The sequence below is a fragment of the Actinacidiphila oryziradicis genome, from assembly GCF_005047355.1.
Classification (GTDB): Bacteria; Actinomycetota; Actinomycetes; order Streptomycetales; family Streptomycetaceae; genus Actinacidiphila; species Actinacidiphila oryziradicis.
This window is the reverse complement of the sequence record NZ_SUMC01000051.1, coordinates 1-20,151: the sequence shown is the minus strand read 5'-3', so window position 1 is coordinate 20,151 and position 20,151 is coordinate 1. Positions and strand designations below refer to the sequence as shown.

20 protein-coding genes and 1 pseudogene are annotated in these 20,151 nt (G+C 71.4%); 7 read left to right on the top strand and 14 right to left on the bottom strand.

Translation table 11 applies throughout. The features are described 5' to 3' along the window. Positions 1-24: 24 nt before the first annotated feature. Positions 25-177, bottom strand: a complete 153-nt coding sequence (locus FCI23_RS56995; RefSeq protein ID WP_169317083.1) for a hypothetical protein — start codon at positions 175-177, stop codon at positions 25-27. A 193-nt stretch (positions 178-370) separates the two neighbouring features. Between FCI23_RS56995 and FCI23_RS35580 the strand changes: the two genes are divergently transcribed. The 4 genes from FCI23_RS35580 to FCI23_RS35565 are packed head-to-tail and all read left to right on the top strand — an operon-like array spanning position 371 to position 4,108. Further along, positions 371-1,288 carry an ATP-binding cassette domain-containing protein gene (locus FCI23_RS35580; protein ID WP_136728305.1) on the top strand — a complete coding sequence of 306 codons (918 nt, stop codon included), beginning with the start codon at positions 371-373 and terminating at the stop codon, positions 1,286-1,288. Beyond that, on the top strand, positions 1,285-2,112 hold the full coding sequence (locus tag FCI23_RS35575) for an ABC transporter permease subunit (protein ID WP_136728304.1): 828 nt from the start codon (positions 1,285-1,287) through the stop codon (positions 2,110-2,112). Before FCI23_RS35580 ends, FCI23_RS35575 begins: the two co-directional genes overlap by 4 nt. Positions 2,113-2,168: 56 nt before the next feature. Next, positions 2,169-3,449, top strand: coding sequence for a sensor histidine kinase (locus FCI23_RS35570; RefSeq protein WP_322973934.1), 1,281 nt, complete (start codon positions 2,169-2,171; stop codon positions 3,447-3,449). Beyond that, positions 3,446-4,108, top strand: coding sequence for a response regulator (locus FCI23_RS35565; RefSeq protein WP_136728303.1), 663 nt, complete (start codon positions 3,446-3,448; stop codon positions 4,106-4,108). Before FCI23_RS35570 ends, FCI23_RS35565 begins: the two co-directional genes overlap by 4 nt. 143 nt (positions 4,109-4,251) lie before the next feature. Here the strand turns inward: FCI23_RS35565 and FCI23_RS35560 are convergent, their stop codons facing one another. The 9 genes from FCI23_RS35560 to rimP form a co-directional block, all read right to left on the bottom strand. Beyond that, complete coding sequence (locus tag FCI23_RS35560) at positions 4,252-5,217, bottom strand: bifunctional riboflavin kinase/FAD synthetase (protein ID WP_136728302.1); 966 nt, start codon at positions 5,215-5,217, stop codon at positions 4,252-4,254. A gap of 390 nt (positions 5,218-5,607) precedes the next feature. Beyond that, a complete protein-coding gene (locus FCI23_RS63225; RefSeq protein ID WP_211265584.1) occupies positions 5,608-6,786 on the bottom strand; it encodes a hypothetical protein in 1,179 nt (392 codons plus the stop codon). Between the two features lie 300 nt (positions 6,787-7,086). Further along, positions 7,087-7,971 (bottom strand): tRNA pseudouridine(55) synthase TruB, encoded by an 885-nt coding sequence (gene truB / locus FCI23_RS35550; RefSeq protein WP_136728301.1) that lies wholly within the window; start codon positions 7,969-7,971, stop codon positions 7,087-7,089. Beyond that, positions 7,968-8,444: a 30S ribosome-binding factor RbfA gene (gene rbfA / locus FCI23_RS35545; protein ID WP_136728300.1), complete on the bottom strand. Its 477-nt coding sequence runs from the start codon at positions 8,442-8,444 to the stop codon at positions 7,968-7,970. Before rbfA ends, truB begins: the two co-directional genes overlap by 4 nt. Before the next feature lie 90 nt (positions 8,445-8,534). Next, positions 8,535-8,828, bottom strand: coding sequence for a DUF503 domain-containing protein (locus FCI23_RS35540; RefSeq protein ID WP_136728299.1), 294 nt, complete (start codon positions 8,826-8,828; stop codon positions 8,535-8,537). Positions 8,829-8,953: 125 nt separating this feature from the next. Beyond that, entirely contained in the window at positions 8,954-12,136 is a 3,183-nt protein-coding gene (gene infB, locus FCI23_RS35535; protein ID WP_136728298.1) for a translation initiation factor IF-2, read from the bottom strand. Positions 12,137-12,305: 169 nt separating this feature from the next. Further along, complete coding sequence (locus FCI23_RS35530; protein WP_136728297.1) at positions 12,306-12,584, bottom strand: YlxR family protein; 279 nt, start codon at positions 12,582-12,584, stop codon at positions 12,306-12,308. A 66-nt stretch (positions 12,585-12,650) separates the two neighbouring features. Further along, positions 12,651-13,712 (bottom strand): transcription termination factor NusA, encoded by a 1,062-nt coding sequence (gene nusA / locus FCI23_RS35525; protein WP_136728296.1) that lies wholly within the window; start codon positions 13,710-13,712, stop codon positions 12,651-12,653. Between the two features lie 2 nt (positions 13,713-13,714). Beyond that, positions 13,715-14,251, bottom strand: a complete 537-nt coding sequence (gene rimP / locus FCI23_RS35520; RefSeq protein ID WP_136728295.1) for a ribosome maturation factor RimP — start codon at positions 14,249-14,251, stop codon at positions 13,715-13,717. Positions 14,252-14,546: 295 nt separating this feature from the next. On the opposite strand from rimP, the gene FCI23_RS35515 reads away from it, so the two are divergent. From FCI23_RS35515 to FCI23_RS35505, 3 genes are read left to right on the top strand one after another with little or no spacing between them, the layout of a single operon-like run. Further along, positions 14,547-15,101, top strand: coding sequence for a hypothetical protein (locus FCI23_RS35515; protein WP_136728294.1), 555 nt, complete (start codon positions 14,547-14,549; stop codon positions 15,099-15,101). A gap of 4 nt (positions 15,102-15,105) precedes the next feature. Further along, the gene (locus FCI23_RS35510) at positions 15,106-15,537 is read left to right on the top strand and encodes a ferritin-like domain-containing protein (protein ID WP_136728293.1); all 432 of its coding nucleotides are present in this window, start codon (positions 15,106-15,108) and stop codon (positions 15,535-15,537) included. A gap of 51 nt (positions 15,538-15,588) precedes the next feature. Next, the gene (locus tag FCI23_RS35505; RefSeq protein WP_136728292.1) at positions 15,589-16,506 is read left to right on the top strand and encodes an aminoglycoside phosphotransferase family protein; all 918 of its coding nucleotides are present in this window, start codon (positions 15,589-15,591) and stop codon (positions 16,504-16,506) included. Positions 16,507-16,659: 153 nt separating this feature from the next. On the opposite strand, the gene FCI23_RS35500 is transcribed toward FCI23_RS35505, so the two are convergent. The 4 genes and pseudogenes from FCI23_RS35500 to FCI23_RS35485 all read right to left on the bottom strand — a co-directional run. After that, complete coding sequence (locus FCI23_RS35500; RefSeq protein WP_136728291.1) at positions 16,660-18,345, bottom strand: proline--tRNA ligase; 1,686 nt, start codon at positions 18,343-18,345, stop codon at positions 16,660-16,662. Between the two features lie 71 nt (positions 18,346-18,416). Further along, entirely contained in the window at positions 18,417-18,950 is a 534-nt protein-coding gene (locus FCI23_RS35495) for a GNAT family N-acetyltransferase (RefSeq protein ID WP_136728290.1), read from the bottom strand. A gap of 14 nt (positions 18,951-18,964) precedes the next feature. Continuing rightward, positions 18,965-19,810, bottom strand: coding sequence for a GNAT family N-acetyltransferase (locus tag FCI23_RS35490; RefSeq protein WP_136728289.1), 846 nt, complete (start codon positions 19,808-19,810; stop codon positions 18,965-18,967). Positions 19,811-19,970: 160 nt separating this feature from the next. Further along, positions 19,971-20,151 (bottom strand): annotated as a pseudogene (locus FCI23_RS35485) (flavodoxin-dependent (E)-4-hydroxy-3-methylbut-2-enyl-diphosphate synthase); the annotation flags it as partial.

Genomic DNA, 20,151 nt, shown 5'->3' with positions numbered 1-20,151 from the left:
CAACAGGGCCCAACCGTAAAGCGGCTACGACTTGATGATCGACTCGAAGGTGTATCGCTGGTCCGGCTCGAGCCGGACCAGCGCCATCGGCTTGCCCTCCGGATTGCCGTCGGCGCCCAGGGAAATCGGGCCGCTGATGCCGGCCACGGTCTCCCCGTCGTTCAGCCGCGCGAGCATCCGAAGCTCGCTGCCGGCGTTCGTCGCTCCTTTGTAAGCGGCGGCGCACGTCGCGGGCGTCGTCCGGTGCCGGGGAGCCCGCCCCGTACACCAACAGGAGTACACCCCTTCAGCTCCCAGTCGCAGCGGCGGGGCGCCGGTTTCCTCCCTCAGGCCGTCGTGCCGACCCGATGACGGCACATAGCGTGGGGGCATGATCGAAGCGCACTCACTTACCAAGCGGTACGGCGAGAAAGCCGCCGTCACGGACCTGAGCTTTACCGTCCGGCCAGGCATCGTCACCGGCTTCCTCGGGCCGAACGGTGCCGGGAAATCGACAACCATGAGGATGATCGTCGGTCTGGACACACCCAGCTCCGGCAACGTCGTGATCAACGGCAAGCGGTACGAGGACCACCAGGCGCCGCTGCACGAGGTCGGCGCGATGCTGGAGGCCCGGTCGATCCACACCGGCCGTACCGCGTACAACCACCTCCTGGCGCTCGCCGTCACGACCGGCATACCGCGCAGCCGGGTCGACGAGGTGATCGACATCGTCGGCCTGCGTGAGGTGTCCCGTAAGCGGGCAGGCGGCTTCTCACTCGGCATGGGCCAGCGGCTCGGCATCGCCAGCGCACTGCTCGGCGACCCTGCGACGGTCGTGCTCGACGAGCCGGTGAACGGGCTGGACCCCGAGGGCATCCTGTGGATCCGCAACCTCCTCAAGAGTCTGGCGGCCGAAGGCCGTACCGTGCTGGTCTCCTCGCACCTGATGAACGAGATGGCGGTGACCGCCGAGCATCTGATCGTGATCGGGCGGGGCCGGCTGATCGCGGACACCTCGGTGGAGGAGTTCACACGCAGCGCGGCCGGCAACTCGGTGTTCGTACGGACCGATGAGGCGGAGAAACTGCGTACGCTGCTGGCCGGGCCGGACGTGTCCGTGGCCTCGGCCGAGCGCGGGGCGCTGGAGGTGTCCGGGCTGACCAGTGAGCGGATCGGCCGGATCGCCGCGGACAACGCGATCGCGCTGTCCGAACTCACCCCCCAGATGGCCTCGTTGGAGGAGGCGTTCATGGAGCTGACCCGGGACGCCGTGGAGTACCAGAGCCCCGTGGGGAGTGCGGTATGAGCACGCTCGAAGCAGTACAGGACCGGAGCCAGGGCCAGGGCCAGAACCCCGCGCGCGGCCGGGTCACCCAGGGGCACGTGATCCACTCCGAGTGGATCAAGCTCCGTACGCTGCGGTCCACCGGCTACACCTTCCTCGCCGCCGTCGTGGCACTCATAGGCTTCGGCCTGCTCTTCTCCGCCGTCACCGCGAACCGCTGGTCGACCCTGCCCCCCGACGAGGTGGGCAACCCGGCGCTGATCAGCCTGCGCGGCTACTTCCTCGCGCAGCTCGCGATCGGCGTCCTCGGCGTCCTCGTCATCAGCGGCGAGTACGCGACCGGCATGATCCGGGCCACCCTCGCCGCCGTACCGAAGCGGCTGCCGGTGCTGTGGGCCAAGGCCCTGGTCTTCACCGCCGCGACCTGGGTGCTCATGACCGTCGCCACGCTCGTCGCCTTCCTCGCCGGGCAGGCCCTCCTCGGCTCGCACGGGACCTCGCTCGGCGACCCCGGCGTCACCCGCGAGGTGCTGGGCACCGGCCTGTACCTGACCGTGGTCGGGCTGTTCGGCGTCGCCATCGGCGCGCTGGTACGGAACACCGCGGGCGGTATCGCCACCGTGTTCGGGGTGCTGCTGGTGGTACCGGTGCTGGCGGAAGCGCTGCCGACCTCCTGGTCGGACCACATCAACCAGTACCTGCCGAGCAATGCGGGGCAGGCGCTCATCTCGCTCCACCAGCAGGCGCATACTTTGGCCCCATGGACCGGATTCGCCGTTTTCTGCGGGTACGCGGCGCTCGCCCTCGCCGGGGCGGCGGTGGCGCTGAAGCGGCGCGACGCGTGAGCCTCCGGCGGTCCGGCAGGATCGGGGCGGCGGCACCGGCGCACCCGGCAGGCCCCGTGGATCCCCAGCCGGCGGAACAGTCCTCCGCCGGACCGCGGTCCGGCGACTACTCGCGCAAACGCCGGGCGGGCCGGAAATTCCTGGCCCGCCCGGCGCGGCCGGGCCCGCGGCCCGCCCTCACAGGGTGGGTGCGGCGCCCGTTCGTCGCGGACGCGGCCCTGGCAACGGCACTGTTCGCCGCCGCCACCGCGGCCATCCGCCACAGTCTGCCCGACCGGCCCTGGCTGATGGTCTTCCAGGTGGCGCTGGTGCTGCCGCTGGTGTGGGGGCGCCGGGCCCCACTGGCCGTGTTCGGTGTCATCGCGGCGGCGGCCCTGGCGCAATGGCTCACCGATGTGCGGATACTGCCGGCCGACCTCGCGCTGCTCGTCGCGCTCTACTGCGTGGCCGCGCACTCCGACCGGCGCCGTCTGCTGCTCGCCGGGGCTGTCCTCGAAACCGGCATCGTGATGTTCTCCGTTCGGTGGACGCTCCATGAGCGGATCGCCGGCTCCCTCGTCTCGCTGACCGCGCTGGGCACCGCGGCAGCCGTCATCGGGATGAACATGCGGACCCGGCGCGCGTACCTCGCGTCCCTGGAGGACCGGGCCGTACGGCTGGAGCGCGAGCGCGACCAGCAGTCCCGGCTCGCGGTGGCCGGGGAGCGGGCGCGGATCGCGCGGGAGATGCACGACATCGTCACGCACAACCTGTCGGTCATGGTCGCGCTCGCCGACGGCGCCGTCTTCGCACAGCAGCGGTCCCCCGAGAGGGCCACCACCGCCATGCAGCAGATCTCCGGCACGGGTCGCCAGGCCCTCACCGACATGCGGCGCTTCCTGGGGGTCCTACGGGACGACGAGCCGGACGCGCTGCGCCACCCCATGCCCGGCCTCCCGCAACTGGAATCCTTGGCCGGCCAAGTGCGGGCCGCCGGGCTGCCGACCCGCCTGGAGTTGGACGGCGACCCCGGCCTCGTACCGGCCGCCGCGCAGCTCACCGTCTACCGACTGGTGCAGGAAGCCTTGACCAATACCCTCAAACACACTCCCCCGGGTACCAGCGCCCAGGTCCGGGTGGCCTGCTCCGCCGACGCGGTCAGCCTTGTCGTCACCGACGACGGCCGGGCGGCAGATACCACCGCCGCTCCCGGCTCCGGGCACGGCCTCGCCGGTATGCGCGAGCGCACGGCCGCCTTCGGCGGCAGCCTCGACGCCGGACCGCGCCCCGGCGGCGGCTGGCGGGTCGCGGCCCGCCTCGGGCTCGGCGTCACCGCCGCCGAGGAGGGCGCCGCGTGACGATCCGGGTCCTGCTCGTCGACGACGAGCCGCTGCTGCGTCTGGCCTTCACCATGGTGCTGGAGGCCCAGCCCGACATGGTGCCGGTCGGCGAAGCCGGAGACGGCGCCCAGGCCGCACGGCTGGCGCAGCGGCTGCGCCCCGACGTCGTTCTCATGGACGTCCGGATGCCCGGCACCGACGGCATCGAGGGCACTGCCCTGATCACCGCGAGCTGCCCCGAGACCCGCGTGCTCATCCTCACCACCTTCGACCTCGACGAATACGCCTTCGCCGGGCTGAAAGCCGGGGCTTCCGGCTTCCTGCTCAAGAACGCCCTGCCCGAGGAACTCCTCGCCGCCATCCGCAGCGTTTCCGCCGGCGACGCTGTCGTCTCGCCCCGGATCACCCGGCGCCTCCTCGAAACCTTCGCCCACCAGCTCCCCAGCGGCGACAGCTCAACGGACGACCAGCGCCTGGAGCGGCTCACCGCCCGCGAGCGCGAGGTCCTCGTCGAGGTCGGCCGAGGCCTGTCCAACACCGAGATCGCCGCCGGCCTGCACCTCGCCGAGGCCACCGTCAAAACGCACCTCAGCCGGATCCTGCTGAAGCTGGAGCTTCGCGACCGCGTCCAGGCAGTGGTCTTCGCGTACGAGACCCGGCTGGTCCGGCCGGCCTAGGGCCTGTGTGCCAAAGCCCGCCGGCCGCCCGGAGGGCGGGCCCCTTGGCGGCTGGTGCGTGCGATCGCAAGGCGGAGGACCGGCATCGTCTTCATAGCCGGGCTACTCGGATCGCGGGGCAGGCGGGATCTGTCAGACAGGGCCTAGGACCGCCGGCCCTCGTGTTCTTCGGCCGCCACCAATTCGCGGGCCCGCTTCACATCGTCGGCCATCCGCTCCAGGAGCGCGTCGATCGTGTCGAACTTCTCCATGCCGCGCAGGTACGCCAGGAAGCCGACGCCTGCATGCAGCCCGTACAGCTCCAGGCCCTCGCGGTCGATCGCGTACGCCTCCACAGTGCGGGCCGTGCCGTCGAACGTCGGGTTGGTGCCGACCGAGATCGCGGCCGGCATCGCCTCGCCCGCCACGTCCAGCCATCCCGCGTACACCCCGTCCGCCGGGATGGCGGTGTGCGGCACGGTCTCGACGTTCGCGGTCGGATAGCCCAGCTCACGGCCGCGCTGCGCGCCCCGCACGACGACGCCCTCGACGCGGTGCGGACGGCCGAGGATCTCCATCGCGCCGGCGACGTCGCCCTGGGCGATCAGGCGGCGGGTGAGGGTGGAGGAGAACGGTTGGCCGCCACCGGCCTCACCGGTGACATACAGGTCGACGATGTCGACGTCGTAGTCGTACTTGAGGCCCATGGCGGAGAGGAATTCGACGTCCCCGGCGGCCTTGTGCCCGAAGCGGAAGTTCGGGCCCTCGACGACGGCGCGCGCGTGCAGCGCGTCGACGAGGACGGTGCGGATGAAGTCGCCCGGCGACAGCCGCGAGAACTCCGAGGTGAAGGGGAGGATGAGGAGGGCGTCCACCCCCAGCTCCGCCATCAGCTCCGCCCGGCGGTGGTGCGCGGTAAGCAGCGGCGGGTGGCTGCCGGGGCGCACCACCTCGCTCGGGTGCGGGTCGAAGGTGACGATCACCGACGGCAGGCCCAGCTCCCGGGCGCGCTCCACGGCGCGTCCGATGATCAGCTGGTGGCCGCGGTGCACACCGTCGTACGAGCCGATGGTGACGACGCTGCGTCCCCAGTCACCGGGAACGTCCTCCAAGCCCCGCCAGCGCTGCACTGTGTCTGCTCCTCGCATTGTGCTTCCGCAATGTGCCGCTCCAAGACTGCCATGCCTTTGTGTCGTGCTTGCGGCGCGGGGGGTTTTCGCAGCCGGTGGGGGGTGCTTCGCACTGCGCCGCGCGCAGTCGGCGGGTCCGCCGGTCAGCGGGCCGCTACCGGCGGCGGGGCGGCTCCGAGGGACGTCCCGGCCGGGTGCGTCGGAATCGAGCCAGCCGCGCAATTGGCGGTGAAGCCGGGAGAACCGGTCGCGAGCTGGACGAGGCGGCGGTCGAAGCAGGCGGCGCCCTCGGTGGAGCGGCCGAGGAGGAGTCCGACGCGGTGGACCAGGTCACGGGTGCTGAGGGCGGGACAGCGGGCACAGCCGTCGGCGGCGGCGCGCAGCAGGGTGTCAGGACGTCCGGGTCGGATTCGAACTCCAGGAGGGCATCCAGGAGCTCCTGCCGGAGCGGCCGGGAGGCGTGGGTGCCGGGAGCGGCGAGGACCGGGCGAGGGCCCGGCGCACCTCCGGGGGATGGGCTCGGAGGATGCCGGTGACGAGCGGCCGCAGGACCGAGCGCACGGCGGGGCCGTGTTCCAGGCGCTGGTCGAGGTAGGCGGCGGTGTGGGTGGCGCCCTCGGGGCGGTGGTCGAAGTGGTCCTGTACGAGGGCGGCTGCCCGGCGGGCGAGCGCCGGGGCGGTCACTTCGGCGAGCTCCCGCAGCACCTCGCCCGCGCCCGCACCGGGCTCGCGCAGCCGGGTCCGGAAGGCTGCGAGCACCGGCTCCGGGTGGGTCCCCAGGGCCGCGGCAAGCGCGCCGGCCGGTAGCTGCGGGTCACCGGCGGCGAAGGGCGCGAGCGCGTCCGGGAGGTGCCGTGAGCGGGTCGCCGGGTCGCGTACGAGGAGTCCGGGCGCGGCGCCGTGCAGGGTGCGGTCGGCCGGGCGGCCGAGGATGGCCAGGGCGGCGTGGCGCAGCAGCTCGCGGTCTGCTGCCGAGGTGATGCGGGGCCGCCCGGAGCCCGTACGAGGCTGCCACGGCATGCCGCTCGAGCCGCTCCTCGTGCGCCCAGCGGTCGGTCGCGGTGTAGTCGCGGTGCAGGTGACGGGTACTGTGCCGGAGATCGCCGCGTCCGTCCAGATACGGGCCCCCAGCCGCACCCGGCGGTCGCGGTGCGCGGGCCCGCCGACGGCGACCGGCAGCGGGGGCACGGCCAGCCCCTCGATGGCCACTAGGGCCTGTCCGGCCGATCTCCGTGGGAGAAGGAGCGGGGTCTGGCGCCTGTGATCGCAAGGCGGAGGAGGGAGGCGACGCGGAGCGTCGTCGACTGACGACAACGCCGCGAGCGCTGGTGCCAGGGCACGCGACGCCGCGGAGATCGGCCGGACAGACCCTAGGGCGAGCCCCAGTTCGGGCAGCGGGGTGATCGCGGGCACTTCGACGAGGCCGGTCTGGTCGCCGTGGGCGTGCAGTACGAGCTGTACGGGGCCTTCGGCGGCCTCATGGCTCGTCAGCAGCGTCCCGGAAGTGCCCGATGCGTACGCGAGAAACCCCGTGCCGCGCAGCCGCCCGGCCAGGTCGCAGAGGTGCACAAGCGCCTTGTCCGCGCCGGCCTCCCCCGCGAGTCACCCACTGGATCACCCGCTGCCGACAGTAGGGGCCGGATGATCGCCACAACAGCTCCGACGGCGAACGCGCCCCCATGCACCCCTCCATTCACTCCGAGCGCCCGGCCATCGGGGTGAATTGATGTTGGGAGGTGGATAAGCACCACGGGGAGGGGAGTTGTGGGCCGCCGCCGTTCAGGGGAGGAACGGCGGCGTCCCACGGCGTTCACAACAGCCGGGCCGGAATAGGTCTTGTCCCGGACCGGCCACCCAATAGGGCATGCGTCAGCCGAAGTTGGCGAGGATCCTGGTCTCACCGCGCTTTCCCTCCACAAGCGCGAGGAACCGGTCCTCCGGACCGAAGACGGCCGTCGGCCCTTCCCCCAGGCCGGCGGCCGTTATCCGGACTCCGTGCCCCAGCAGCCGGGCCTGGTCCGCGTCGACATCCCAGCGCGGGAAGGCGGCGGCCGCCGCCTCGCCGATCGGCAGCACCTCGAAGGACTCCTCCAGCTGTTCGAGCGTACGGGCCCGCTCCAGCCCGTACGGGCCGACGCGGGTGCGCCGGAGTGCCGTGAGGTGCCCGCCGGTGCCCAGGTCCGCGCCGAGGTCTCGGGCGAGGGCACGGATGTACGTACCGGAGGAGCACTCGACGGTGACGTCCAGGTCGAGCAGCCCGGCCGCCCCGTCCGCCTCCCCGGCCGGGGTGATGCCCTGGACGGTGAAGGAGGAGACAGTGACCGGACGGGCGGCCAGCTCGAACTCCTCGCCCTCACGCACCCGGGTGTAGGAGCGCACGCCGTTGACCTTGATGGCGCTCACCTTGGAGGGCACCTGAAGGATGTCCCCGGTGAGCTTGGCGATTCCGGCGTCGATCGCCTGGCGGGTGACGCCGGCGGCGGAGGCGCTCGCCGTGATGTCGCCCTCGCGGTCGTCGGTGACGGTGGTCTGGCCGAGCCGGATCGTCGCCACATACTCCTTCCGGGTGAGGGCGAGGTGCCCGAGGAGCCGGGTGGCCTTCTCGACGCCGATGACGAGTACTCCGGTCGCCATCGGGTCGAGGGTGCCCGCGTGGCCCACCCGCCGGGTCCCGGCGAGGCGGCGCATACGGGACACCACTCCGTGCGAGGTCAGCCCGGCAGGCTTGTCGACAATGACAAGGCCGTCCTTCATGCGTCCTCGTCGTCGTCGTCGACAGCGGCCGCGGTGGCGATGTCGTCGTCCTCGTCCACCGGCTTCCGGTACGGGTCGGCGTCGCCCGCGTAGGCCGCGTCGGTGGCCGTCTTGCGGACCTCCTCGTCGGAGGCGCGGACCTTGGCGAGCAGGTCGTCGATGGTGCGCGCGGTGTCAGGGAGTGCGTCGGCGACGAACGCCAGGCTCGGGGTGAAGCGCACCCCGGTCTGCCGTCCGACCTCGGAGCGCAGGACGCCCTTGGCGCTCTCCAGGGCCGCCGCCGAGGCGGCCCGCTCCTCGTCGTCGCCGAAGACCGTGTAGAAGACGGTCGCCTCCCGGAGGTCACCGGTGACCCGGGTGTCGGTGATCGTCACATACCCCAGCCGCGGGTCCTTGATCCGCCGCTGCAGGGTCTCCGCGACCACGACCCGGATGCGGTCCGCCAGCTTGCGCGCCCGCGCGGTGTCGGTCATGGGTGCTCTTCTCTCGTCTTCGGCTCGGTCGTCTTCGGGTCAGTCGTCTTCGGACCGGTCATCTGGGATCGGTCATCTTGGGATCGGTCATCAGTCATCATCCCCGTGGATCCGCTGCCGGGCGGACAGCAGCTCCACCTCGGGCCGGGCGATCATCCAGCGTTCGCACCGGTCGAGTACGTCCTGGACGTGCGCGAGTTCCCCGGACACGACCGCGATGCCGATCTCGGCCCTGCGGTAGAGGTCCTGGTCCCCCACCTCCGCCACACTGACCGCGAATTTGCGGTGCAGCTCGGCGACGATGGGCCGGACCACGGAGCGCTTCTCCTTCAGCGAGCGTACGTCGCCGAGAAGCAGATCAAAGGACAGAGTCCCTGCATACATGGGCATCAGAGCAAGCCGCCCTGTGAGGCCTCGTCGTGAACAGTAACCTCAACACTAAGGGCAACGGCCGGGGCCGATCGACGGAATTTCCTCCGCCGATCGGCCCCGGTCGCACCTACACACGATCAGCCGCGCGGCTTCTCGCGCATCTCGTAGGTCGCGATGACGTCGTCGATCTTGATGTCGTTGTAGTTGCCGAGGTTGATACCGCCCTCGTAACCCTCACGAATCTCGGTGACGTCGTCCTTGAAGCGCCGCAGACCCTCGATGTTGAGGTTCTCCGCGATGACCTTGCCGTCGCGCAGGAGGCGGGCCTTGGTGTTCCGCCTGACCTCGCCGGAGCGGATGAGCACACCGGCGATGTTGCCGAGCTTGCTGGACCGGTAGACCTCGCGGATCTCCGCGGTACCGAGCTCGACCTCCTCGAACTCCGGCTTGAGCATGCCCTTGAGCGCCGCTTCGATCTCCTCGATGGCCTGGTAGATCACCGAGTAGTAGCGGACGTCGACACCCTCGCGCTCGGCCATCTGCGTGGCACGGCCCTCGGCCCGCACGTTGAAGCCCATCACGATGGCGTCGGAGCCCGCCGCCAGGTTGATGTCGGACTCGGTGACCGCACCCACACCGCGGTGCAGGACACGGATGTCCACCTCGTCGCCGACGTCGAGCTGGAGCAGCGAGGACTCCAGGGCCTCGACCGAACCGGACGCGTCGCCCTTGATGATGAGGTTGAGCTGCTGCACCTCGCCGGCCTTGAGGGCCTTGTCCAGGTCCTCCAGGGAGATCCGGATGCCCTTGCGGGCGAACGCCGCGTTCCGCTCACGAGCGGCACGCTTCTCGGCGATCTGGCGGGCGGTGCGGTCCTCGTCGACAACCAGGAAGTTGTCGCCGGCGCCGGGCACATTGGTCAGACCAAGCACCATGACCGGGGTCGAGGGACCGGCCTCATCGAGATTGTTGCCGTTGTCGTCGAGCATCGCCCGGACCCTGCCGTACGCGTCGCCGACAACCATCGTGTCGCCGACCCGCAGGGTGCCGCGCTGGACGAGCACGGTGGCCACGGCGCCGCGGCCGCGGTCGAGGTGAGCCTCGATCGCGATGCCCTGCGCGTCCTGCTCCGGGTTGGCCCGCAGGTCGAGCGAGGCGTCCGCGGTGAGGACCACGGCCTCCAGCAGACTGTCGATGTTCAGACTCTGCTTGGCGGAGATGTCGACGAACATGGTGTCGCCGCCGTACTCCTCGGCCACCAGGCCGAACTCGGTCAGCTGACCGCGCACCTTCGTCGGGTCCGCGCCCTCGACGTCGATCTTGTTGACCGCGACCACGATCGGCACATTGGCCGCCTTGGCGTGGTTCAGCGCCTCGATCGTCTGGGGCATCACACCGTCGTTCGCCGCCACCACGAGGATCGCGATGTCGGTGGACTTGGCACCACGGGCACGCATGGCGGTGAACGCCTCGTGGCCCGGGGTGTCGATGAAGGTGATCCTGCGCTCTTCGCCGTTGACCTCGGCCGCGACCTGATAGGCACCGATGTGCTGAGTGATGCCACCGGCCTCGCCCGCGACCACGTTGGTCTTGCGGATCGCGTCCAGCAGGCGGGTCTTGCCGTGGTCGACGTGACCCATGACGGTGACCACCGGCGGACGGGAGACGAGCGCTTCCTCGCCGCCCTCGTTCTCGCCGAACTCGATGTCGAAGGACTCGAGCAGCTCGCGGTCCTCCTCCTCCGGGCTGACGATCTCCAGGACGTAGTTCATCTCGTCGGCGAGCAGCTGCAGCGTCTCGTCGGAGACCGACTGGGTCGCCGTGACCATCTCACCGAGGTTGAGCATCACCTGGACGAGCGACGCCGGGTTGGCGCCGATCTTCTCGGCGAAGTCGGTCAGCGAGGCACCGCGCGAAAGACGGACCTGCTGGCCGTTGCCGCGGGGCAGCAGCACACCGCCCACGGACGGGGCCTGCATGGCCTCGTACTCCTGGCGCCGCTGACGCTTGCTCTTACGGCCACGGGCCGGACGACCGCCGGGACCGCGACCGAACGCGCCCTGCGTGCCACCACGGGCACCCGGACCGCCGGGACGGCCGCCGAAGCCACCGGGACGCGGGCCGAAGCCACCGCCGCCGCCGGGAGCGCCGCCACCGGGACGCGGGCCGCCGAAGCCGCCACCGCCACCAGGACGACCGCCACCGCCGCCGCCACCGGGGCGACCGGCGAAGCCGCCGCCACCGCCGCCGGGACGACCGGCACCGCCGCCGCCACCGCCCGGACGCGCGCCGGGACCGCCCGGACGTGCACCGGGACCGGCCGGACGACCCGGGGCACCGCCGGCAGCGGGACGCTGCGGCATCATGCCCGGGTTCGGACGCGGACCGGAAGACTGCGGACGGGGCATGCCACCCGGGCTCGGACGCGAACCGCCGGGGCCACCGGGGCCGCCACCGGGACGGGGAGCGCCACCAGGGCCGCCGGCACCACGAGGTGCGCCGGGAGCGCCCTGGCCGCCGGGACGGGGACCGCGGTCGGGACGGTCACCACCGGGACCGCCCTGGCCGGGACGCGAGGCACCACCGGGGCGCGGCATGCCGGTGGAGCCGGAGGACGTGAAGGGGTTGTTGCCCGGACGGGGACCCGCCGGACGGGCACCGCCGGTTCGCCCGGAGGGACCCGGGTGCGCACCCTGGCCACCGGGACGGGAGCCACGGTCACCACGGTCGCCGGGACGGCCGCCGTCACGACGGTCGCCGCCCTGCTGGCCGGCGGGCGCCGGACGGGCCGGGCGCGGGCCGGGCGTGGCACCGGAACGCGGTGCCGCCGGACGCTCCTGGGCCGGGGAGGCCGCAGGCGCGGACGGCGGCGCGGTGAACTCCGCCTGCGGCACCGGGGTGACCGGGCCGGGACGGGACGGCGCCGCGGGGGCAACCGGTGCCGGGGTCTCGGCGACCGGCGCCGGAGTCTCGGCGACGGGAGCCGGCGCGGCCGGGGCCGGCTTCGGACCGGGGCGCGGGCCGGGCGTGGGCGCGGAGCCCACCGTCGGCCTCGGACCCGGCGCACCGGGACGAGCCGTCGCACCCGGAGTGGGGGCGCCCGGCCTGGCGGGGCGGGGTGCCCCGGGCTTGGCAGCGGACTTGCCGGCGCCGCCACCACCCGGTCCCTGCAATGCGTCAGTCAGTTTGCGAACAACCGGCGCCTCGATCGTCGAGGACGCCGAACGTACGAATTCGCCAAGTTCTTGGAGCTTGGCCATGACGACCTTGCTCTCAACGCCGAACTCCTTGGCGAGTTCGTATACCCGGACCTTAGCCACTTCGCTCCTTCTAGGTCCGGGGTGATCGTCCGCCGGACCGTCGCTACTTCATGGGCGTACTCATCGCGTGCTCATCGAGTGCTCATCGCAATCTCGACCTACTTCCAACTCGCGGGGGTACCTGACCGCACGGTGACCCGTGCCGTTCACTTCTTGCTTCTTACGCTTACTACGGTGTCGACTGCTCGGCATACCGGCGCAAGTCCGCGATGTCGAGCGCCTCCTGGCCCCTGAAGGCCCGGGAGAACGCCCGGCGGCGGACCGCCAGATCGAGACAGACGGTGCCGGGATGCACATACGCACCCCGACCGGGCAGCGTACCGCGAAGGTCGAGGACGCATGCACCCCCGACCGCCACCACACGCAGCAAGTGCTGTTTGGCCGCTCGCTCCCGGCAGCCGATGCAGGTGCGCTCGGGGCATGCTGGTTCTCGCGTCCGGCCAGACACTCTTAAGTCTACCTCCCCGCGCCGACCTCACCCCTTCGGGTTATTCGACGCACGGTTGTTCTTTGATTACCGTTCGGTGTCGGACCTGGAGTCGGACCGGCTGTCGGACCTGGAGTCGGAGCGCGAGTCGGACCGGGGGTCGGGCTGGTCCTCCGGCTGGATGTCCGGCCGGATGTCGATGCGCCAGCCGGTCAGCCGCGCCGCCAGCCGGGCATTCTGCCCTTCCTTGCCGATGGCCAGCGACAACTGGTAGTCCGGCACCGTCACCCGGGCGGACCGCGCCGCCAGGTCCACGACCTCGACTTTGCTCACCCTGGCGGGTGACAGGGCGTTGCCCACCATCTCCGCCGGGTCGTCCGCCCAGTCGACGATGTCGATCTTCTCGCCGTTCAGCTCCGCCATCACCGCGCGGACCCGGGCGCCCATCGGCCCGATGCACGCGCCCTTGGCGTTCAGCCCGGACCGGGTGGACCGCACCGCGATCTTCGTACGGTGCCCGGCCTCGCGGGCGATCGCCGAGATCTCGACCGACCCGTCCGCGATCTCCGGCACTTCGAGGGCGAAGAGCTTCTTCACCAGGTTCGGGTGCGTACGGGAGAGCGTCACCGACGGGCCCCGCACGCCCTTCGCCACCCGTACGACGTACGAGCGCAGACGTGTGCCGTGCTTGTACTCCTCACCCGGGACCTGTTCCTGCACCGGCAGGATCGCCTCCAGCCTGCCGACATCGACCAGGACGTTCTTGGGGTCCTTGCCCTGCTGGACCACGCCGGTGACGATGTCGCCCTCACGGCCCGCGAACTCCCCGAAGGTGATCTCGTCCTCGGCGTCGCGCAGCCGCTGCAGGATCACCTGCTTCGCGGTGGTCGCCGCGATCCGGCCGAAACCGGACGGGGTGTCGTCGAACTCGCGGGGCTTCTCGCCCTCGGCGACCTCGGACAGGTCCTCCTTCGCCCACACCGTGACGTGGCCGTTGGTGCGGTCCAGCTCCACCCGGGCGTTGCGGTGACTGCCCGGCTCCCGGTGGTACGCGATGAGGAGCGCCGACTCGATCGCCTCGACCAGCAGGTCGAACGAGATCTCCTTCTCCCGTACCAGACCCCGCAGGGCACTCATGTCGATGTCCACAGCTACGCCTCCTCAGTGCTCTCGTCGCCGGCGATGTCCGCTGCGTCGTCGTCTTCGTTCTTCTCTTTGCGGCTGAACTCGATCTCCACCCGGGCCTTCGCGATGTCCGCGAACGCCGCACGGGCGGGCTTGGGCTTACGTCCCTTGACCCCCGGGACCTCCAGATCCAGCCCCTCGTCATCCAGCGCGACAATCCGCGCGACCAGCTCACCGCCATCACGCAGCGTGAGCTTCACCAGGCGGCCCTCATTGCGCCGGAAGTGCCGCGGCTCGGTCAGCGGACGGTCCACACCCGGCGAGGTGACCTCCAGTACGTACTCGCCCGCCCCCATGGCGTCGGTCTCGTCGAGTGCCTTGGAGATCTCCCGGCTCAGCTCGGCGACCGTGTCCAGCTCCACGCCGTCATCCGCGTCCACCACGACCATCAGCTGCCGCCGCTTGCCCGCCGCCGTCACTTTGATCTCTTCGAGATCCAGCCCCGTCTTGGCGACGAGCGGCTCCAGGAGTCCGCGCAGCCTCTCGCTCTGGGTGGTGCTCATCCGGGTGACTCCTCGGCCGCGTGTGCTGTTGTGTGGAAGGTCGCGTGTCGGTCAAAGCGTATCGGTTCCGACCGCTGAACGACGATTCCCAACCTTCGCCCACCGCCCGCGGAACCTCTCCCGACGGGCATCCCCGGACGGAGTCGCGGGGAGGACGGCAGCCATAGCGGCACAGACCGGGGTGCCGGAGCCAACCGCGCCCACGCCCTCGCGGGGGTACGCGGGATACGCCCAGGCGGCGCGGGTAATGTGCCCCGCAGTGATCATCCGCACACGCCCAGGAAAGGGACATTCCATGCAACCGGCGAGACGCGCCGTACTGCTCACCGCCGGGCTCGGCGCGATCGCCGGGGCATCCGGGTGTTCGGAAGGCGCCGCCCAGGGCGCGGACACGCCGGGCAGCCCGAAGACCACAGCCGCACCGGAAACCGTGCTGCGGGCCCGGGCGGCGAAAGACAGTACGGAATTGCTGGCGCGGTACGACGCCACCACCACCGCCCACCCCGGGCTCGCGGTACAGCTCCGACCGCTACGTGCCGAGGTGGCCCGGCACGCCGAAGCCTTCGGAGCGGCGTCCGCCCCGTCACCCTCACCCTCAGCGTCCGCATCCGCATCCCCCTCTCCCTCCCCGTCCCCGTCACGCGGTGCCGATCCGGGCGATGCCGGCAAGGGCGTCTCCGTGCTCGCCGACGCCGAGCAGCGGCTCGCCGACGCCCGGACCACCGCGCTGCTCGACGCGTCCCCCGAGCTCGCCCGGCTGCTCGCGTCCGTGGCCGCCGCCGGGGCAGGGCACGTCCTGCTGCTCCGGGCGGCGCTCCAGAAGCTCCAGAAGTCGCAGAAGGGGAACTGAACCCATGGCCAAGGAGCCGCTCACCGCTGTCCAGGCCGCACTCGCCGCCGAGCACGCCGCCATATACGGCTACGGCGTCGTCGGCGCCCGGATCGGCGAGGCCCGGCGGGGCGAGGCCCAGCAGGCCTACAACGCACACCGTGCCCGCCGCGACTCGCTTCGGCGGACGGTGCGCGACCTCGGCGGCACCCCGGCCGCCGCCGCGCCCGCCTACGCCCTGCCCTTCGCCGTGCCGGACGCCACCGCCGCCGTGCGGCTCGCCACCGTGCTGGAGGAGCGGGTCGCCACCGTCTACGCCGACCTCGTCCGCTCAGCCACCGCCGATCTGCGGCGCGAGGCCGCGGGCGCGCTGCGCGACGCCGCGGTGCGGGCCGTGGGCTGGCGCGGCGGGAGCGTAGCCTTCCCGGGGTTGGCCGAAAGGGCCGACACGGCATAGATCTATGGATCTGCACAGACCTGCACAGACCTGCGGAGGGACAGCTCAACCATGGCTTCAGTACGGCTCGAACCACCCGAGCGTCTGGTGCGCACGGTTGGCGCCTGGGCGGGCGACACCGGCCGCGCCTGGCTCGCGAGCCTTCCCGGGCGGGCGGCGGAGTACCTGGAACGGTGGGAGCTGCGGGCCGAGCGCGTGTTCGATCCGGGCGGCCAGATCAGCATGATCGTCCTCGTCCGGCAGTCGGACGGCAGCCCTGCCGTCCTCAAGCTCGGCATGGTGACCATGGAAACGCGGCATGAGCACGCTGCCCTCTCCCACTGGGACGGCCGTGGCGCGGTGCGTCTGCTGCGGGCCGGTCCGGAAGAGGGCGTACTGCTGCTGGAGCGGCTGCATGGCGATGTCTCGCTGCGGTCGCTGCCGGAGCCCAAAGCCATGCTGGAGGCCACCGCGACGCTGCAACGGCTCTGGGTGCCGATGTCTGCCGAGCACCCCTTCGGGACCGTCGCGGAGTACACCGCGGAGCTCGTCGAGACGTTGCGCTCCCGGCGCGAGCAGCCGTGGGCCGCCGATCTACGGCCGCTGATCGACGACGCGATCGGCACGCGGGAGCGGCTGCTCGCCGCCCCCGCGGAGGATGTGCTGCTGCACGGCGACTACCACCACGGCAATGTGCTCGCCGGCGACCGCACGCCCTGGCTGGCCATCGACCCCAAGCCCTTGGTCGGCGACCGCGCCTACGACCTGGCCTGGCTCGTCCGCGACCGCCTCGAGACCCTCGCCGCCTCCCCCGGCCCCCAGTCAGCCGCCCGGCGCCGCGTGGCCAAGCTTTCCGACGCGCTCGACGTCGACCAGGAACGGCTGCGCGGCTGGACCCTCTTCCGCACCGTCGAGGCCGGCGTCTGGTCGTTCACGGTCGGCGACCGCGAGGGCGGCGAGCTACTGCTGGAGTTCGCCGGCTGGCTGTAGGGGGTCTCCCGCCGCCCACCCACCCGTTACCCGGCACGGCGAGGCCAGCAGCCCGGCGGCCCGGCACTGTCCGGCGTGCCTCAGCACCGGGACATGACTGTCCCGGGTAATGGGTGGCTGGGAGGAGCCCGCCGCCGCAGGCGCGGGGCAGCGTCAGGCCGAGAGCCGCGCGATCGCCTCGTCGACGGACAGCTCCTCACGCGCCCCGGTCCGGCGGTCCTTGAGCTCGACGACGCCGGAGGCGGCCCCGCGGCCGACGATGAGGATGGTGGGGACACCGATCAGCTCCGCGTCGGTGAACTTGACGCCGGGTGAGACACCGGCCCGGTCGTCGACCAGCACCCGGACGCCCGCGGCGTGCAGCTTGCCCGCCAGATCGAGCGCCAACTCGGTCTGCACGGCCTTGCCGGCCGCGACGATGTGCACGTCGGCGGGCGCGACCTCGCGGGGCCAGCACAGACCGGCGCCGTCGTGGGTCTGCTCAGCGAGGGCGGCGACCGCACGGGAGACGCCGATGCCGTAGGAGCCCATGGTGACGCGGACGGGCTTGCCCTGCTGCCCCAGCACATCGAGCTCGAAGGCGTCGGCGTATTTGCGGCCGAGCTGGAAGATGTGGCCGATCTCGATCGCGCGGTCGAGGGCCAGGCCGGCGCCGCAGACCGGGCAGGGGTCGCCCGGCTGGACGATGACGACATCGAGGTAGCGGTCGACGTCGAAGTCGCGGCCGGCGACGACATTGAGTGCGTGGCGGTCCGGGGCGTTCGCTCCGGTGACCCAGGAGGTGCCGGGGGCGATGCGCGGGTCGGCGAGATACGGGATGCCGAGGCCCTGCGGGCCGACGTAGCCGCGTACGAGATCGGGACGGCCGGTGAAGTCCTCGGCGGTGACCAGCTCGACGGTGGCGGGGGCGAGATGTTCGGCGAGCTTTCCGAGGTCGACCTCACGGTCGCCGGGGACACCGATGGCGGTGATCTCGCCGTCGACCTTGACGAGGAGGTTCTTGAGAACCGCGGACGCCGGGACGCCGAGGTGGGCCGCGAGTGCCTCGACGGTGGGGGTGTCGGGGGTGTCGACCTCCTTGAGCGCCGGGTGGTCCACGTCCTTGACGGGCCCGACCACGGTCGTCACGGCCTCGGAGTTCGCTGCGTACTCGCAGGCCGGGCAGTCGACGAAGGTGTCCTCGCCGGCGGCGGCCGGGGCGAGGAACTCCTCGGAGGCGGAGCCGCCCATCGCGCCGGAGATCGCGGAGACCACCCGGAAGTCGAAGCCGAGCCGGGTGAAGATGCGGATATAGGCGGCGCGGTGCAGGTCGTAGGACTCCGCCAGGCCCTCGTCGGTGGTGTCGAAGGAGTACGAGTCCTTCATCTGGAACTCGCGCCCGCGCAGCACCCCGGAACGGGGCCTGGCCTCGTCCCGGTATTTGGTCTGGATCTGGTACAGGATGACCGGAAGGTCCTTGTAGGACGTGCACTGGTCCTTAACCGTCTGGGTGAAGATCTCCTCGTGCGTGGGGCCCAGGAGATAGTCCGCGCCCTTGCGGTCCTTGAGGCGGAAGAGCAGGTCACCGTACTCCGACCAACGGCCGCTGGTCTCGTACGGCTCACGGGGCAGCAGCGCCGGGAGGAGCACCTCCTGGCCGCCGATGGCGTCCATTTCCTCACGGATGACGCGTGAGATGTTCTCCAGCACCTTCTTGCCGAGCGGCAGCCAGATCCACATCCCGGCCGAGGAACGGCGCACATAGCCGGCGCGGACCAGCAGTTTGTGGCTGGCGGTCTCGGCGTCGGCCGGGTCGTCGCGCAGCGTCTTGAGCATCAGACGGGACATGCGCAGGACCATGGGGCACTCCAGGGGAAGCTGTACGACGTGTCCGGCGAGGATATCGGCCTGTGGCCGGGGAGCCGAAACGCTTATCGGCGGAGCGGCAGCGGGGCGCCCATGACGGCGTACGGGGTCGCGGCGCTCGGGAAGTGCACCGGGCGCGCCAGATCGGTGTAGCCGAGGGTGCGGTAGAGGGCGCGGGCGGGGCTCTCCACATCGATGGCGGAGAGGATGCTGCGGGGTTCGGCGGCGGTGTCGGTGATGGTGGTGATCAGGGTCCGGCCGATACGGCGGCCCTGGTACGCGGGCAGGACGTGCAGTTCGGTGATGACGAAGGAGTCGTTGAGCCACTGCTCCGTGCCAGTGCGGCGCATATAGGGCTCGACGACGGTGGACCACCAGTGGGCACGGTCGTTGGGCATTCCGTAGACAAAGCCGACCAGGCGGTTCGCGGCTGTGGTGGCCCCGAGCGCGCGCGCCCCGGGGTACATGAGGTGGCGGAGCACGATCTGGCGGCGGATGGCGATCTCGTCGTCGTCGAGACCGAAGGCGAGGGCCTGTACGGCCAGTGCCTCATCGACCCGGGCAGCGAGGTCGAGCGGGCCGACCAGCACGTCATCCATGGGCGGGGACGTTACTAGAACAGGACGCTCATGAATGCGCCGACCTCGGTGAAGCCGACGCGTTCGTACGACGCGCGGGCCGGGGTGTTGAAGTCGTTGACGTAGAGACTGGCGATCGGCGCGACATCGCGGAGCGCGTAGTGCAGGACTGCCGCCATGCCGGATTCGGAGAGCCGGCGGCCGCGGTGTTCGGGGGCGACCCACACGCCCTGGATCTGGCAGGCGTGCCGGGTGACGGCGCCGATCTCGGCCTTGAACACCACCCGGCCGTCTTGTATCCGCGCGAACGACCGCCCATTGGTGACGAGTTCGGCGACCCGTGCCTGGTAGAGCAGGCCGCCGTCCCCGGCGAGCGGGGAGACGCCGACCTCTTCGGTGAACATCGCGACACACGCCGGCATGATCACGTCTATCTCGTCCCGCCGCACGCGTCGTACCAGCGGGTCGGGCGTGATATCCGCCGGCAGCGCCCGGGTGACCATCAGCGGCTGGCGGGAGCGGACCTCGCGGGCCGGGCCCCAACTCGGTTCCAGCAGCGACCACAACTCGGCGGTCGGCCCGGCGGGACCGACGATCGAGGAACACCTGCGGCCGGAACGGCGGGCCCGTTCCGCGAACGCCCGGATCGCGTCCGGCCCGGCGCATACGGGCACGAGGTTCGCCCCTGCGTAGCAGAGGCTGGTGAGCCGCCCGCCCGCATACCAGCCCCACATCTCGCCGCCCAGCCGCCATGGGTCGAGCCCGGCGACATTGACCCGGGAGGCGACAAACGCATTCGCCACCGGGTCGCGCCCCAGCACCTCAAGGGCGGCCTCGAGGTCGCCTGGCTCCAGGACCTTGATGGTCGTCGTCGTCAACACGTGGGCGCCTCACCGTACGGGCCGCAGCGCAGCGGGCAGCTGATCCCCGCACTTTACCTTGCGGGGCGCGGGTTGTGCTTCGGCGGCGCTTACCGCTGTCCTTGCGCCCCGTGGACCGGTAGCCGCGGGGCGGGCTGGGGATCTCCGAACCGCGGGCGGATCAGCTGATGCTCACCTGGGGCTCGCCGGAGGCGATGCCGTCGGCCTCCATCTGCTCGGCGATCTTCATCGCCTCTTCGATCAGGGTCTCGACGATCTTCGACTCCGGGACGGTCTTGATCACCTCGCCCTTGACGAAGATCTGCCCCTTGCCATTACCGGACGCCACCCCGAGATCAGCC